Source organism: Bacillus sp. EB106-06-01-XG163, from assembly GCF_058791615.1.
Map to the genome: position 1 here is coordinate 291726 of NZ_JBYTDS010000001.1, position 14224 is coordinate 305949.

15 protein-coding genes are annotated in these 14224 nt (G+C 46.0%); all 15 read right to left on the reverse strand.

The features are described from left to right. Positions 1-71: 71 nt before the first annotated feature. Positions 72-1766 carry a proline--tRNA ligase gene (proS, locus tag AC3WTF_RS01005; RefSeq protein ID WP_032866050.1) on the reverse strand — a complete coding sequence of 565 codons (1695 nt, stop codon included), beginning with the start codon at positions 1764-1766 and terminating at the stop codon, positions 72-74. Between the two features lie 31 nt (positions 1767-1797). Beyond that, the gene (gene rseP, locus AC3WTF_RS01010) at positions 1798-3066 is read right to left on the reverse strand and encodes an RIP metalloprotease RseP (RefSeq protein WP_007611459.1); all 1269 of its coding nucleotides are present in this window, start codon (positions 3064-3066) and stop codon (positions 1798-1800) included. 6 nt (positions 3067-3072) lie between these two features. Continuing rightward, positions 3073-4224 (reverse strand): 1-deoxy-D-xylulose-5-phosphate reductoisomerase, encoded by a 1152-nt coding sequence (gene dxr / locus AC3WTF_RS01015; RefSeq protein WP_007409797.1) that lies wholly within the window; start codon positions 4222-4224, stop codon positions 3073-3075. A gap of 55 nt (positions 4225-4279) precedes the next feature. Beyond that, the gene (locus AC3WTF_RS01020; RefSeq protein WP_007409796.1) at positions 4280-5077 is read right to left on the reverse strand and encodes a phosphatidate cytidylyltransferase; all 798 of its coding nucleotides are present in this window, start codon (positions 5075-5077) and stop codon (positions 4280-4282) included. 3 nt (positions 5078-5080) lie between these two features. After that, the gene (gene uppS / locus AC3WTF_RS01025; RefSeq protein ID WP_007409795.1) at positions 5081-5863 is read right to left on the reverse strand and encodes an undecaprenyl pyrophosphate synthase; all 783 of its coding nucleotides are present in this window, start codon (positions 5861-5863) and stop codon (positions 5081-5083) included. Positions 5864-5988: 125 nt separating this feature from the next. After that, on the reverse strand, positions 5989-6546 hold the full coding sequence (frr, locus tag AC3WTF_RS01030; RefSeq protein ID WP_003154212.1) for a ribosome recycling factor: 558 nt from the start codon (positions 6544-6546) through the stop codon (positions 5989-5991). Positions 6547-6548: 2 nt separating this feature from the next. Next, on the reverse strand, positions 6549-7271 hold the full coding sequence (gene pyrH / locus AC3WTF_RS01035) for a UMP kinase (protein WP_003154213.1): 723 nt from the start codon (positions 7269-7271) through the stop codon (positions 6549-6551). Between the two features lie 145 nt (positions 7272-7416). Next, positions 7417-8298, reverse strand: a complete 882-nt coding sequence (gene tsf / locus AC3WTF_RS01040) for a translation elongation factor Ts (protein WP_007409794.1) — start codon at positions 8296-8298, stop codon at positions 7417-7419. Between the two features lie 99 nt (positions 8299-8397). After that, positions 8398-9138, reverse strand: coding sequence for a 30S ribosomal protein S2 (gene rpsB, locus AC3WTF_RS01045; RefSeq protein WP_003154215.1), 741 nt, complete (start codon positions 9136-9138; stop codon positions 8398-8400). A gap of 143 nt (positions 9139-9281) precedes the next feature. After that, positions 9282-9746 (reverse strand): DUF6115 domain-containing protein, encoded by a 465-nt coding sequence (locus tag AC3WTF_RS01050; protein WP_032871491.1) that lies wholly within the window; start codon positions 9744-9746, stop codon positions 9282-9284. A gap of 27 nt (positions 9747-9773) precedes the next feature. Further along, positions 9774-10538, reverse strand: coding sequence for an RNA polymerase sigma-28 factor SigD (gene sigD / locus AC3WTF_RS01055; RefSeq protein ID WP_003154217.1), 765 nt, complete (start codon positions 10536-10538; stop codon positions 9774-9776). Between the two features lie 26 nt (positions 10539-10564). After that, the gene (gene cheD, locus AC3WTF_RS01060) at positions 10565-11065 is read right to left on the reverse strand and encodes a chemoreceptor glutamine deamidase CheD (RefSeq protein WP_003154219.1); all 501 of its coding nucleotides are present in this window, start codon (positions 11063-11065) and stop codon (positions 10565-10567) included. Next, the gene (gene cheC / locus AC3WTF_RS01065) at positions 11062-11691 is read right to left on the reverse strand and encodes a CheY-P phosphatase CheC (protein ID WP_003154222.1); all 630 of its coding nucleotides are present in this window, start codon (positions 11689-11691) and stop codon (positions 11062-11064) included. Before cheC ends, cheD begins: the two co-directional genes overlap by 4 nt. A 15-nt stretch (positions 11692-11706) precedes the next feature. Further along, entirely contained in the window at positions 11707-12180 is a 474-nt protein-coding gene (gene cheW / locus AC3WTF_RS01070; RefSeq protein ID WP_003154225.1) for a chemotaxis protein CheW, read from the reverse strand. Positions 12181-12202: 22 nt separating this feature from the next. Beyond that, on the reverse strand, positions 12203-14221 hold the full coding sequence (gene cheA / locus AC3WTF_RS01075) for a chemotaxis protein CheA (protein WP_007409792.1): 2019 nt from the start codon (positions 14219-14221) through the stop codon (positions 12203-12205). Between the last annotated feature and the right edge of the window lie 3 nt (positions 14222-14224).

Sequence of the window (14224 nt, forward strand, 5' to 3'; positions counted from 1 at the left end):
ACCTCCGCAGGTGATGAGGTACCTTCTTTTTTCTCTATTTTAACATGATTTTGTATGATTCGTTATGGTGATTACTTCGTCTTGATAAATTCAGAAAGCTCACCCACTGAAACTTCGGCAGATTCACCGGTTTTGCGGATTTTCACTTCTACGATGCCTTCGTCGGCACGTTTTCCGACAGTGATGCGGATCGGAAGGCCGATCAGATCAGAATCAGCAAATTTCACGCCTGCGCGTTCAGCGCGGTCATCGTATAATACCTCATAACCTTCCGCCTGGAATTTGCCGTAAAGCTGTTCAGCAAGCTCTTTTTGCGCTTCGTTTTTCATATTCAGCGCCAAAATATGAAGATCATACGGAGCAACGCTTTTCGGCCAGATCAAGCCTTTTTCGTCGTGATGCTGTTCAGCGATGGCTGAAAGCGTTCTGGACACGCCGATTCCGTAACATCCCATCAGCATCGGCTGCGCACGCCCGTTTTCATCAAGGTATGTCGCATTCATCGCTTCAGAGTAACGCGTGCCGAGTTTAAAGACTTGTCCGACCTCAATCCCTTCAGCGAAACGGATCGTGCCTTTTCCGTCAGGTGACGGATCGCCTTCCTGAATGATTCGAAGATCGGCATACGCTTTTACAGACGCGTCACGCTCGATGTTTACGTTTCGGTAATGACGGTCTTTTTCATTCGCGCCGCTAACGGCGTTTACCATTACTTTCACGGCTTGGTCGGCATAAATCTCAATGTCGCCGGCAGCGCCGATCGGCCCCGCAAATCCCGGCTCCGTGCCAAGTTTCTCTGCTACTTCTTCATGAGACGCAAGCTCAACCACTTCCGCGTTCAGAAGGTTTTTCACTTTCACGTCATTGACCTCATGATCGCCTCTTACTAACACGAGAACAAATCGGTCATCAGCTTTAAACAGCATGGATTTGATGCAGGCGCTCGGCTCGATCTGCAAGAACGAAGCGAGCTCTTCAATGCTTTTGACATTCGGCGTATCAATTTTCTCCAATGCCTCGGGTGTTTCATCTGACGGCTCGCTGTTCATGACAACTTCCGCCATTTCCGTATTGGCTGCGTAAGAGGATCCATCGGAATAAGCGATGGTATCTTCCCCTATTTCAGAAAGAGCCATAAATTCATGCGTGTCTTTTCCGCCCATCGCGCCCGAGTCGGCAATAACGGGACGGACGTTTAATTCACAGCGTGCGAAAATGCTGCTGTATGCGCCGTACATGTTTTGGTATGTTTCCTCCAGACTTTCTTCAGAAGCATGGAAAGAATACGCATCTTTCATGATGAATTCGCGTCCGCGCAATAACCCGAAACGCGGGCGTTTTTCATCTCTGAATTTAGACTGGATCTGGTAAAGAGTGAGCGGCAGACGCTTATAAGATTTCACCTCATCGCGCACGAGAGAAGTAATGACTTCTTCATGTGTCGCGCCTAAAGCAAATTCACGGCCGTGGCGGTCTTTCAGACGCATTAATTCAGGCCCGTACGTATACCACCTGCCTGATTCCTGCCATGTTTCAGCCTGCTGAAGGGCCGGCATCAGCATTTCCACCGCGTTGATTTTTTCCATTTCTTCACGCACGATCTTCTGAATGTTTTGAATGACCCTGTAAGCCAGGGGCATGTAACTGTAAACCCCGCTCGTATTTTGTCTGATAAATCCCGCTCTCAGCAGAAGCTTATGGCTTTTTGCTTCAGCATCAGCCGGCACTTCTCTCAGGGTCGGAATAAGCGTCAAACTTTGTCTCATGTCTTCGCACCTCTGATTTTTTACTAGTCAATTATAAGAATAAACGCTGGATATCGTTCCATGTGACAACCAGCATAAGAAGCATTAAGAAAGCTACGCCGATAAATACGACAAATGCTTCCTTGTCACGGTTTATCGGCTTGCCGCGGATTGCTTCAATGAATAAAAACAGCAGCCGCCCACCGTCAAGCGCCGGGATCGGCAGCAGGTTGACAATTCCCAGGTTGATGCTTAAAAACGCCGCAAACTGGAATAGGTTGATAATACCGGTTTTTGCAACTTGATCCGTCATATCATAAATGCCGACAGGACCCGAAAGCATATCAAGCTTAAACTGGCCTGTCACAAGTTTGCTCAGATTGGTCAGGATCGCTTTTGTGACATCAACGGTAGATGTCGCGCCATAGGCAATCGCTGCAAGCGCGCCTTTTTCAGTCGGCGCATAAGAGCCGAAGCGGCCGATTGTTTTTTTATTTTCATCTTTTACAGCTTCAGGTGTAACCGAGATATGAAACGATTTGCCGTCCCGTTTGACGGCGACATCGATTTTTTTTCCGGGATTTTCTTTTACCGCTGTCACGATGTCTGTCCATGACCTCATTTTTTCCCCGTTAATGCTCTGGATATAGTCGCCTTCTTTTAAACCGGCAGCCGCTGCGCGTCCATTGTCTGTCAGCTTCCCGAGCTCAGGCTGATTCGAAGGCACGCCTTGAATGAATCCAAGCATGACGAGAATGACATACGCTAAGATGAAGTTCATTATCGGACCGGCAGCAATCGCCTTAATCCGCTTCCATACGGGTTTAGACCCGAATTGTCGATTGTAAGGCGCAATCTGCACTTCTTCTCCGTCTACGATAAAAAAGGAGGTCTGACTGACAGTAAAGCCCGCCAGTTCATCTTCTTTCCCCTGCTCGTACCCGGTAATCTTCATTTCGTGCTCAAGATCAGCCGTCTCCACCTCGATAATTAAAGCGTCGGGATATTTTTCCTTTTGATTAATGATGACTTTTTCCACTTCGTCATCTTTATTAAAAAGAAGCCCGACGGTATAACCGGGTTTGACTTCGATCATCTCCGGGTCTTCACCGGCCATGCGGACGAACCCGCCGACCGGAAGGAGTCTGATCGTATACACGGTTTCATTCTTTTTAAATGAAAAGATTTTAGGGCCGAAGCCGATCGCAAATTCACGGCAAAGGATTCCCGCTCTTTGGGCGAGCAATAAATGCCCCAGCTCATGGAAAAAAACGAGCGTTCCGAAAATAATAATAAACGCGATAACTGTATTCACGAACATACCACCTTATGTGAGTATTGAATTAACGTATCCCCGGGTGTCTTTGTCCACTTCTTGGATATCCGCAAGACTCGGATCCTGAATTACGCTGTGGCGGTCCAATGCTTTTTCAATCAGGTCCTCAATCGATAAGAATGAAATCCGTCCGGCAAGAAAAGCGGCAACGGCTTCTTCGTTGGCCGCATTTAAAACCGTCGGCATCGTTCCCCCTATTTTACCTGATTCAAAGGCAAATTGTAAGCAGCGGAACCTTTCAAAGTCAGCTTTCGCAAAATGGAGGCTTCCGATCTCCCATAATTCAAGCCTTTTTGTTTCAGGCAGAGGCAGCCGGTCCGGATATGTCAGCGCATATTGAATCGGCACCCTCATGTCCGGATTTCCGAGCTGGGCGATGACGCTTCTGTCGTGAAATTCAACCATCGAATGAATGATGCTCTCCTTATGTAATACAACGTCAATCTGTTCATACGGAATGTCAAACAGCCAATGCGCCTCAATGACTTCAAGTCCTTTATTCATCATTGTAGCCGAGTCAATCGTAATTTTTGCGCCCATCGACCAGTTCGGGTGGTTAAGGGCGTCGGCAATCGTTACAGACTCAAGCTCCTGCCGCGTTTTATCTCTGAAACTGCCGCCGGATGCCGTAATGACCAGGCGCTCGATATTTTTGCTCTGTTCGCCTTGCAGCGCCTGGAAAATAGCGGAATGTTCGCTGTCGACCGGAAGAAGAGGAACACCGTATCGTTTTGCGTGTCCTTTCACTATATGCCCGGCAGTGACGAGAGTTTCCTTATTTGCAAGCGCAATTGTTTTTTTCTGTTCAATCGCTTTCAAAGTCGGGATTAAACCGACGCTTCCAAGCAGCGCATTGACCACGATATCGACTTCGTCCATGACTGCCGCTTCAATCAGGCCTTCTTCTCCGATGCCGATTTGACATTCATGAGAAAAAGACGCTTCTTTCACTTTTTGATATGTATCCATGTCGCCGACTGCTACATATTTCGGCTGAAACGTTCTGATCAACGGGATCGCTTTCTCGGCGTTTTTACCGAAAGTCATCGAGACGAGACGGAACTGATCTTGATGCATGCGCAATACGTCTAACGTCTGCTCCCCTATTGATCCTGTTGCTCCTAAAAGACAAATATTCTTCAAAATGCCACTCCCATTCTATGCGTCCAGATCGGTCTTATTTTCATATTAGCCTTTCTCATGAAAAAAGCGCAAGCAGAAAGTATAAGAACGGCATGACAAACAAAAAGCTGTCAAATCGATCTAAAATGCCGCCGTGCCCGGGAAGGATTTTTCCCGAATCCTTCACATCATAGTGCCGCTTAAGCGCTGATTCAACCAAATCCCCGATCTGTCCGAACACAGACAGAACAAGCGTGATGACCAAAAGAACCGGGTATGAAATCGGAAGGTGCGCAAACAGCTGAAAAACAGCCGTAAAAATAAGGGCGATGACAATACCGCCGAGAAACCCTTCCACCGTTTTGTTGGGACTGATTTCGGGCCACAGCTTCCGCTTCCCGAGCGACTTTCCGACGAAATATGCGCCTGAGTCCGTTGACCATATGACAACGCAGGCATAAAAGATATACAAAAGCCCGTTTGTTTCAATGTTTCTGATTTCAATAAAATAATGAAAACACAGTCCGATATATACCGTCGCGAGAACGATAAACCCGACTTCGTCAAACGTAAAGGTGTTTTTCACGAGCACCGTATAGCTGAGCAGAATCAATACGGCGAAAATCGTTACTTCCATTTTCGCATCGAAAAAATGATACTTGTCCGGCATCATATACAGCCATAACAACAAGAGGCTGATCAGACCCGGAAAAGAAAAAAATCTGAGCTTTTTCATCCGCAAAAGCTCAAAAAGCGCTATACTTCCCATCACGTAAACAAATACGGTGAACGGCAATCCTCCGAAAATAACCAAAAATAAAAATAATGCCGCTGCCAGAACACCTGTTAACAATCTTTGTTTCATTTCCACCATCCTCTAAATTCCGCCAAACCTCCGGCCCCGCTGCTGAAATTCTCCCACTGCCTGCAGAAAGTGATCTTCTTTAAAATCGGGCCACAGGACATCTGTAAAAACAAATTCACTGTAAGCCACCTGCCAAAGCATAAAGTTGCTCAATCTGATTTCTCCGCTCGTTCTGATGAGCAGCTCCGGGTCCTGGAGTGATTCTGTCATTAAATGCCCGGAAAAGAGCGCTTCATCAATGTCTTCGATATTCAGCGTGCCGCTTTTCACCTGTTCAGCCAGTGCTTTTGCCGCATTGACGATTTCCGTGCGTCCGCCGTAGTTCAAAGCGAAATTGAGAATCAGCCCGTCATTTTGTTCTGTATCTTTTACGGCCTTCTCAATCGCCCTGTACGTATGAGAAGGGAGCGCGGATTCATCTCCGATAATTTTCACCTGTACATTTTCCTCTATTAATTCAGGAAGATACGTATTCAGGAACTCTTCCGGAAGCTTCATCAAAAAGTCGACTTCCATCTTCGGGCGCTTCCAGTTCTCCGTTGAAAACGCATAAAGAGTCAGAACTTTAACGCCGAGCTGACTTGCGAGCTTTGTCACCCTTTTTACCACTTTCATTCCTTCATGATGTCCTGCAATCCGAGGGAGTGAGCGCTTCTTCGCCCAGCGTCCGTTTCCGTCCATAATAATGGCAATGTGTGCGGGAATTTCACCCTTCAGTATGTCTTCTTTTGTATACCGTTCTAAGTTGGAAGCCGCATTCTGCTGATTCTTCCAATTTTTGAGTATGTTGAGCATGAGATTCCTCCGTCACCCAAAAAGGTTGCGTTGCTGATGATCAATGTAATCAACAGTATTAACAAAAAAACCCCCTGTAAACATGAGAGGGTCTTTTCACATTATCTATTGTACATAGTTTTTCATTAAACTTCCATGATTTCTTTTTCTTTGTCCTTCGTGACGCTGTCAATTTTTGACACATATTCATCTGTCAGCTTTTGAACGTCTTCACTGGAAGCACGAAGCTCGTCTTCTGTAATGTCTCCGTTTTTCTCAAGTTTTTTGAGGTCATCGTTGCTGTCACGGCGGACATTACGGACTGCTACTTTCGCTTCTTCCGCGTATTTTTTCACGACTTTGACAAGTTCTTTACGTCTTTCTTCCGTCAGAGCCGGGATCGCGATGCGGATAATTGTGCCGTCACTTGTCGGCGTTACGCCAAGATCAGCTTTCAAAATCGCTTTTTCAATATCGCCGATTGCCGTTTTGTCATACGGTGTGACAACAAGCATACGCGCTTCAGGCACATTGATGGAAGACAGCTGGTTTAAAGGTGTTTGAGCACCGTAGTATTCTACTGTCACTTTATCCAATAGAGATGGGTTGGCACGTCCTGCGCGGACTGACGCCAATTCGCGTGAATAAGCGGCAACCGCTTTTTCCATGCGTTCTTTTGTTTGTGTTAATACTTCGTTTGACAACGTTATTTCCCCCTTACGATCGTTCCGATTGATTCGCCGATTACGGCACGCTTAATATTTCCTTCTTCCATAATAGAAAAGACGATCAGCGGAATATCATTATCCATACATAGTGAAGAAGCCGTAGAATCCATGACTTCCAGCCCGTCTTTTAACACATCGAGATAAGATAATTTTTCGTATTTAACGGCTGACTCATCTTTTCTCGGATCAGCATTATACACACCGTCGACATTATTTTTCGCCATTAAGATCACGTCCGCTTCGATTTCAGCGGCACGCAGCGCTGCAGTTGTGTCCGTAGAGAAATAAGGGTTTCCTGTTCCCGCGGCAAAAATAACAACGCGTTTTTTCTCCAGGTGGCGGATGGCTTTTCTTCTGATGTAAGGCTCAGCGACCTGACGCATTTCAATTGATGTCTGCACTCTGGACTGAATTCCGAGCGTTTCCAGGCTGTCCTGCAGGGCAAGTGAGTTCATGACAGTAGCAAGCATGCCCATATAATCGGCCGTCGCACGGTCCATTCCTAAGTCACTGCCCGTTTTTCCGCGCCATAAGTTGCCGCCGCCTACGACTACGGCCACTTCGACGTCAAGCTCAGCGATTTCTTTTACCTGTTTAGCGATGGATTGGATGACAGTCGGATTAATGCCGTTTCCCTGCTCTCCTGCCAATGCTTCTCCGCTAAGCTTTAAAACGATACGATTGTATTTTGGTTTTTCCATAATAACCTCCAAGTGTAAACATTGCCGTTTCCTATTATGCAAGAGAAAAAAAGGTTTGTAAATATAGTTTTAAAAATAGGGAACACAAGTAGTGTCCCCTATACTGCCTGAAAAGCCGCGAAAGATTCGCCAAGGCTTTCCGCCATTATTTTTTCACTTGGTTCATAACTTCTTCAGCAAAGTTTTCTTGGCGTTTTTCAATACCTTCTCCAACTTCGTAGCGGACGTAAGTTTTAACAGATGCGTTTTTCGCAGCCACAACTTGTTTCACTTTTTCGTCTGGGTTTTTAACGAAAGCTTGGTCTAATAAGCAAATTTCTTCGAAGAATTTGTTCAGACGGCCTTCAACCATTTTAGCTACGATGTTTTCCGGTTTGCCTTCTTGAAGAGCTTGCTGAGTCAGAATCTGACGCTCATGGTTTGCTTCTTCTTCAGACACTTGGTCGCGGGAAATGTAACGAGGATTTACCGCTGCAACATGCATCGCGATGTCTTTTGCAAGATCTTCGTCAGTTGTTCCGCTAAGAACGGATAATACGCCGATGCGGCCTCCCATGTGAAGGTAAGCACCGAACGCTTCGCTGTCTTCTTTTGTAATAACAGCAAAACGGCGAAGAGTGATTTTCTCTCCGATTTTAGCAACGTTGCTTGTGATGTATTCTTCAACAGTAGAACCGTTTTCCATCTTTTGACCCATTGCTTCTTCAAGATCAGCAGGAGCGTTTGCAAGAAGGTGGTCAGCAAGCGTGTTCAGAAGCTCTTTGAAGCCTTCGTTTTTCGCAACGAAATCAGTTTCAGAGTTTACTTCTAAGATAACGCCTTTGTTGCCGTCAGTTTTAATAAGAGTAGAACCTTCAGCAGCGATACGGTCAGCTTTTTTAGCTGCTTTCGCAATTCCTTTTTCTCTCAGAAGGTCGATTGCTTTGTCCATATCTCCGTCAGTTTCAGTCAATGCTTTTTTACAGTCCATCATACCAGCGCCTGTTTTTTGACGCAGTTCTTTTACCTGCTGTGCAGTAATAGCCATTTGAATTCCTCCTTATATGTGTAAACAAGATATGTATAGATACATTTTTCTTGAAAAAAGGTGATAAAAGGCAGTCCCTCTTATCACCTTTTGATTAGGTTACGCAGTTGTCGTTTCTGTTTCAGGTGCAGTCTCTTCAGCAGCTTCCGCTTCTTCTTCGCCTTGCTTCGCTTCTAAGATAGCATCTGCCATTTTAGAAGTAAGAAGTTTGACAGCGCGGATTGCGTCATCGTTTGCAGGGATTACGACATCAATTTCATCAGGATCACAGTTTGTATCTACGATTCCGATGATAGGAATGTTCAATTTGCGAGCTTCCGCAACAGCGATGCGCTCTTTGCGAGGATCGATGATGAATAATGCATCAGGAAGATCCTTCATGTCTTTAATTCCGCCGAGGAATTTTTCAAGACGCTCTAATTCTTTTTTCAATTGAACAACTTCTTTTTTCGGAAGTACTTCAAATGTACCGTTTTCTTGCATTTTCTCGATGTCTTTCAGACGCTTAATGCGTTTTTGGATTGTTTCGAAGTTTGTCAGTGTACCGCCCAACCAGCGTTGGTTGACATAGTACATGCCAGAGCGTACAGCTTCTTCTTTAACAGAATCCTGGGCTTGTTTTTTTGTGCCGACGAAAAGGATTTTTCCGCCTTCAGCAGCAAGGTTTTTCGTGAAGTTGTAAGCTTCCTCTACTTTTTTCACTGTTTTTTGAAGGTCAATGATGTAGATTCCGTTACGCTCCGTGAAAATGTAACGCTTCATTTTTGGGTTCCAGCGGCGTGTTTGGTGGCCGAAGTGAACACCAGCTTCAAGCAATTGTTTCATAGAAATAACTGACATGTGATTTCCTCCTAATAAAATGGTTTTTTTCCTCCGCTTAGGTCATTTTTGTGCAGAACTGCCGTTTGCAGCACCCTCTGCATAAATCGTTAAGCGTGTGTATTTAACACCAAGACATAATATAACACAGCTTTATGCGACAATCAAGAATCCTTTACAGCTTTGCCGCGAAATTTTAAAAACAGCTCGATTTCTGTCTTTCCGCTCTGCATCCGTTTGGCGATTTCCGCGGGGGTGAGCCCTTGTTCATATAATTCTGAAACACGTTCTTCAAACGAATGCGCACCGTTGTTTTCATCACTTTCAGCCCGTTCCGTTGCACTGATGAGCTTTTCCATGTGGTCCGGAATATCAGGCTCTTCTTTCGGTTCCGGCCGGGGTTCGGCATCTTCGTCCGGCGCTTGACGGCTTTTTGCGTCTTCGAGTCTTTCATTTTCTTCTTTCAGCTCAAGCAGAAACGCTGCAAGGGTGTTTTCCGTCTCTTCAAGAATCTTCTTCTGCTGGCGCTCCGTCTCCTTGAGGGCTGAAAACCTCGTGTACAGAATAATGACGGCATAAAGCAGTACGCCGTGAAGCACAAAGCTTAAAAGCCATAATAGTGTTGACATGTTTTTCACTCGCTAACCATGAGTTCATTATTGAATTACTTTTTCAAGCAGATGTTTTAATTTAAACAGCGCCTTTGAATGAATCTGTGAAATCCGCGACGTCGAAAGGTTCAGGACTTGTCCGATTTCGGTCAAAGTCAGTTCTTCTTTATAGAATAAACTGACGACAAGCTGCTCTTTTTCAGAGAGCTCGTGAATTTTGCCCGCAAGCTGAGCGATCAGCTCGTCCTTCATGATTTTTTCTTCCGGCGGCACATTTTTGTCATCTCTGATCATCACTTGAATATTCTCACCGTCATCCTGGTCGTGAAGCTTTTCATCAATTGATAAGAGATTGGCAAAAAACCCTTCATTCATCGTTGATACTACGTCCTGCTCCGTCATCCCCAGCTCTTCTGCGATCTCTGAAGGCGTCACATTCCGAAGGTAGCGCTGTTCAAGTTTTTCGATCGCCGCTTCGACTTTTTTTGTCTTCTCCCGTGAAGTTCTGGGCAGCCAATCTTCTTTACGCAGCCCGTCGATGATTGCACCGCGAATTCTAAACGAGGCATAGGTATCAAATTTTAAATCCCGGCCGGGGTCAAATTTTTCCAGGGCATCATATAAACCAAGCATACCAAGGCTCATTAGATCGTCTTTATGCACCGATTTCGGCAGTCCGACGGAAATTCTGCCGACATGATATGTGACCAGCGGCATGTAACGGCGCATTAAATCATCACCGGCTTTAGGATCTTTCCACTCTTTCCAGCGCGACCAAAGCACCTGATCTTCATAATTCAAGGATTGCATTGTTATCCCCCTACCTCATACCTTTATTAAATCGTTGTTTCACCTTGTTTAACAGTTCGAATGTGCAGCATGCAGGACTTTGGCTCAAATTCAATCGTCCGGCCGCTTGAGCCGCCCGTATCTTCACTGATGACCGGAATGTTATACAATGAAAGCTGCTCTTTGATGGCCGCTACATTCCTCGGACCGATTTTCATCAGGTCGTTTGTCATTTTAAACTTAAACATCTCCGCTCCCCCGGCGAGTTTTGCCTTCAGGGCAAACTTGCGGCAGCCGGCTTTCAAAAGCATATCAATCGTCATCTTAACGGCGGTGTCCGCGTATTTTGCACGGTTGAGCTCCGCCGTTTTTGATAAACCGGAGTCCGGCAGCATGACGTGAACGAGTCCTGCCGTTTGTTTGTCTTTATCGTATAAAACCAGCCCTACGCATGAACCGAGTCCCGAGGTCCGGATTTTATCCGGGTAACGCGCGACTTGAACATCCGCAATCCCCACTTTAACGACTGCGGCTTCCGCACGGCTCATAAAGCCGCACCCAATGAGACGAAGAGCTTTTCAAAAGAATCATAGTCCGGGAGCATAAACATGTGGGCTTTGAGCTCCTGCCGGCTGCCCTGGTCAAAAATAGAAGTATCCACGACAATGGCATGCTCTCCGACTTGGCTGAGTTCCATCAGCCCTTCACTGATAACCGCGCCGAACATATCAAGTGAGATTTCCGGCACGCTCGGGTAAATCTCAAGCTTTGTCAAATCAGCCAATGCCGTTAAATAGGAACCTGCTAAAATATTGCCGAACTCATGTAAAGCAGAAGAACTCAAATGATCTTCGCCCAACTGGTCAATATCAAAATCCGGATTTCCGATCAGCTCTCTGATAAACTGTTCCGCCTGATGAAAAGGCATGATGAGAAAGATAGAGCCGGTCATGTCGCCTTCCATTCTTAAAAAGATACTGGCGACCGGCGTTTCAGCCCCGCCGAAAAAATCAGCGAGCTCATCAAATGTCAATAAAGTCGCAAACGGCACTTCCATGTCTATCTTTCTGTTCAGCAGCTGAGCCATTGCAGAAGCCGAGTGACCCGCCCCGATATTTCCGACTTCCCGCAAAATATCCATCTGCTCTTCTTTGATCGCTTCAAACTTACTCATGTTGTCTTTTCCCCTTTAAGCATTAGGCTCTCCGGACGCAGATGCCGAAGCACCTTTATCCAGCACCGCATGCGCATCGATAATATTGAGGAGCCTGTTATCTTGCTTGACGATCTGTTTAATCCACACATCCGTTTCCTTTGTCTGGCTTTCAGGCGCGGATTCGATTTCATTTTCATGCACGGTGATGACGTCATTGGCCTCATCCACGACCCATCCGACATCAGCGTCACGGTAAGAAATGATGATAATCCGAGTCTCTTCTGTGATGTCCTGTTCAGGCTGATTCAGACGTTTTCTTAAATCAAGAACCGGGGTAATCACTCCGCGCAGATTGATAACGCCGCGGATATAAGATTCCACACCCGGGACCCTCGTCGGTTTTTGCCACTTTTCAATTGATTTCACCTGGGAAACTGAGATAGCGTATTCTTTCCCGTTTATCATAAACACAATCATTTTTTCACCTGTTTTGATTTCAGCAGTCATTCGGGCACCTCCTCGTGTCGTTTTAGTAGATCAGCGCATTGCAATCAATAATCAGCGCCACTTCTCCGTTTCCGAGAATCGTAGCGCCGGAAATCGCAAAGACGTTCGTCAAATAGTCGCCGAGTGATTTCAGTACGACTTCCTGCTGTCCTATAAAAGAGTCCACGACAAAAGCAGTGGATTTATCGCCCTTTTTCACGACGATTACATGGAACTGATCGGCATCCTGTTTTGAATCCGTAATGCCGAATTCTTTTTTCAGATAGACGATCGGAACGATTTGGCCTCTGAAATCAATCACTTCTCTGTCATGCGTCTGCAGGATATCTTTCTTATCAATAACAGCCGTCTCTATAATAGAAGAAATCGGTATCGCAAACGTCTCTTCTTCCAGTTTAATGAGAAGAACGGATATAATTGAAAGTGTCAGCGGAAGCTGGATACTGAAAAGAGAACCTTGGCCTTCCGCGGATTTGACACTGACAGAGCCGCCGAGTGATTCGAGTTTATTTTTTACGACATCCAGGCCGACGCCCCGCCCTGAAATGTCAGAAATTTGATCGGCAGTCGAGAAGCCCGGAGCAAAAATAAGCTCGTAAATCTCATTATCTTCAAGCGTTTCAGCATCACGTTCGGTGATTACACTCCGCTCGAGCGCTTTTTCAAGAATTTTTTTTCTGTTCAGGCCGGCCCCGTCATCTTCAACCTCAATAAAGACGTGGTTGCCGCTGTGATATGCCTTAAGCACGACATGACCTGATTCCGGTTTTCCTTTATTCACCCGCACTTCAGGCGATTCAATGCCGTGATCGATGCTGTTTCTGATTAAATGGACAAGCGGATCGCCGATTTCATCAATCACCGTGCGGTCCAGCTCCGTTTCAGCTCCGATGATGGACAATTCGATTTTCTTGTTTAATTCCTTTTGAAGCTGGCGGATCATTCTCGGGAAACGGTTAAAGACGGTTTCTACCGGCACCATCCGCATATTAAGAATAATAGACTGAAGGTCGCCCGAGATTCTGGTCAGGCGTTCAACGGTTTCAGTCAGCTCATTGTGGTCAAGCTCTTTGGCGATCTGCTCAAGACGTCCGCGGTCAATGACAAGTTCTTCAAAAAGGTTCATTGAAGAATCCAGTCTTTCAATGTTGACGCGAATCGTTTTCGAGCCGCTGTGATGCTTCGGCTGTTCTTCCGTTTTCGCTTGCGGCTTAGGCTGTTTCTCAGCCTTTTTAACCGGAGCTTCCTTCACCGGTTCAGCCGCTTGCGGTTTTTCGGCCGTTTTTAACGGCGCACCGGCAGAAATTTCGACATTCTCCACTTCTGAAATGCCGCTGATGAGTTCTTTAATTTCTTCAGCAGGCTGCTTTGTCAAGAAACACACCTGAAAATCCGTTCCGAAATCTTCCGTCTCAAGCACTTCCGCGGCGGGTATTGTTTTTGCGACTTCCCCGGCTTCATTCAGCTTTTCAAATATCATGTACACGCGCACGGCTTTGAGCATGCAGCTTTCATTCAGGGAAACCGTTATTTCATAGCGGCTGAATCCTTGCTCTTCCGCCTCTTCAATAACAGTCCGTTCGAACTCATCATAATTCCATTCAGTTGAAGCCTGTTGTTTTGAAGCCGGCGGTTCTGCTGTTTCGGCTGAAGCCGCAGTCTCATGCACCGCATTTACGTCGAGCTTCGCACTCACTTCAGAAATATCACGTTTGCCGTCTCCTCCGTCAATAATGGACTGCACCATCTCTTCAAGATGATCAAGCGCTTCAAACAGCACATCCAGCCAATCTGATGTAACGGGCATTTCTCCGTTGCGGATGGCGTCCAGCACATTTTCCATCAGGTGGGTTAAATGCGCCAGATCTGTATATCCCATCGTTGCGCTCATGCCTTTCAGCGTATGGGCAGCTCTGAAGATGTCATGCACAAGCTGAAGGTCTGCCGGATCTTTTTCCAACAGCAGCAGCTTTTCGTTACATGTCTGTAAGTGCTCTTTACTTTCATCAATAAAGACATCTAAATATTGATTCATATCCAATTG

Coding starts and splice junctions, on each gene's coding strand:
- proS (WP_032866050.1), bottom strand. CDS start 1,766: ATGAGACAAAGTTTGACGCTTATTCCGACCCTGAGAGAAGTGCCGGCT.
- rseP (WP_007611459.1), bottom strand. CDS start 3,066: ATGTTCGTGAATACAGTTATCGCGTTTATTATTATTTTCGGAACGCTC.
- AC3WTF_RS01020 (WP_007409796.1), bottom strand. CDS start 5,077: ATGGTGGAAATGAAACAAAGATTGTTAACAGGTGTTCTGGCAGCGGCA.
- uppS (WP_007409795.1), bottom strand. CDS start 5,863: ATGCTCAACATACTCAAAAATTGGAAGAATCAGCAGAATGCGGCTTCC.
- pyrH (WP_003154213.1), bottom strand. CDS start 7,271: ATGGAAAAACCAAAATACAATCGTATCGTTTTAAAGCTTAGCGGAGAA.
- tsf (WP_007409794.1), bottom strand. CDS start 8,298: ATGGCTATTACTGCACAGCAGGTAAAAGAACTGCGTCAAAAAACAGGC.
- rpsB (WP_003154215.1), bottom strand. CDS start 9,138: ATGTCAGTTATTTCTATGAAACAATTGCTTGAAGCTGGTGTTCACTTC.
- AC3WTF_RS01050 (WP_032871491.1), bottom strand. CDS start 9,746: ATGTCAACACTATTATGGCTTTTAAGCTTTGTGCTTCACGGCGTACTG.
- sigD (WP_003154217.1), bottom strand. CDS start 10,538: ATGCAATCCTTGAATTATGAAGATCAGGTGCTTTGGTCGCGCTGGAAA.
- cheD (WP_003154219.1), bottom strand. CDS start 11,065: ATGAGCCGTGCGGAAGCCGCAGTCGTTAAAGTGGGGATTGCGGATGTT.
- cheC (WP_003154222.1), bottom strand. CDS start 11,691: ATGAGTAAGTTTGAAGCGATCAAAGAAGAGCAGATGGATATTTTGCGG.
- cheW (WP_003154225.1), bottom strand. CDS start 12,180: ATGACTGCTGAAATCAAAACAGGTGAAAAAATGATTGTGTTTATGATA.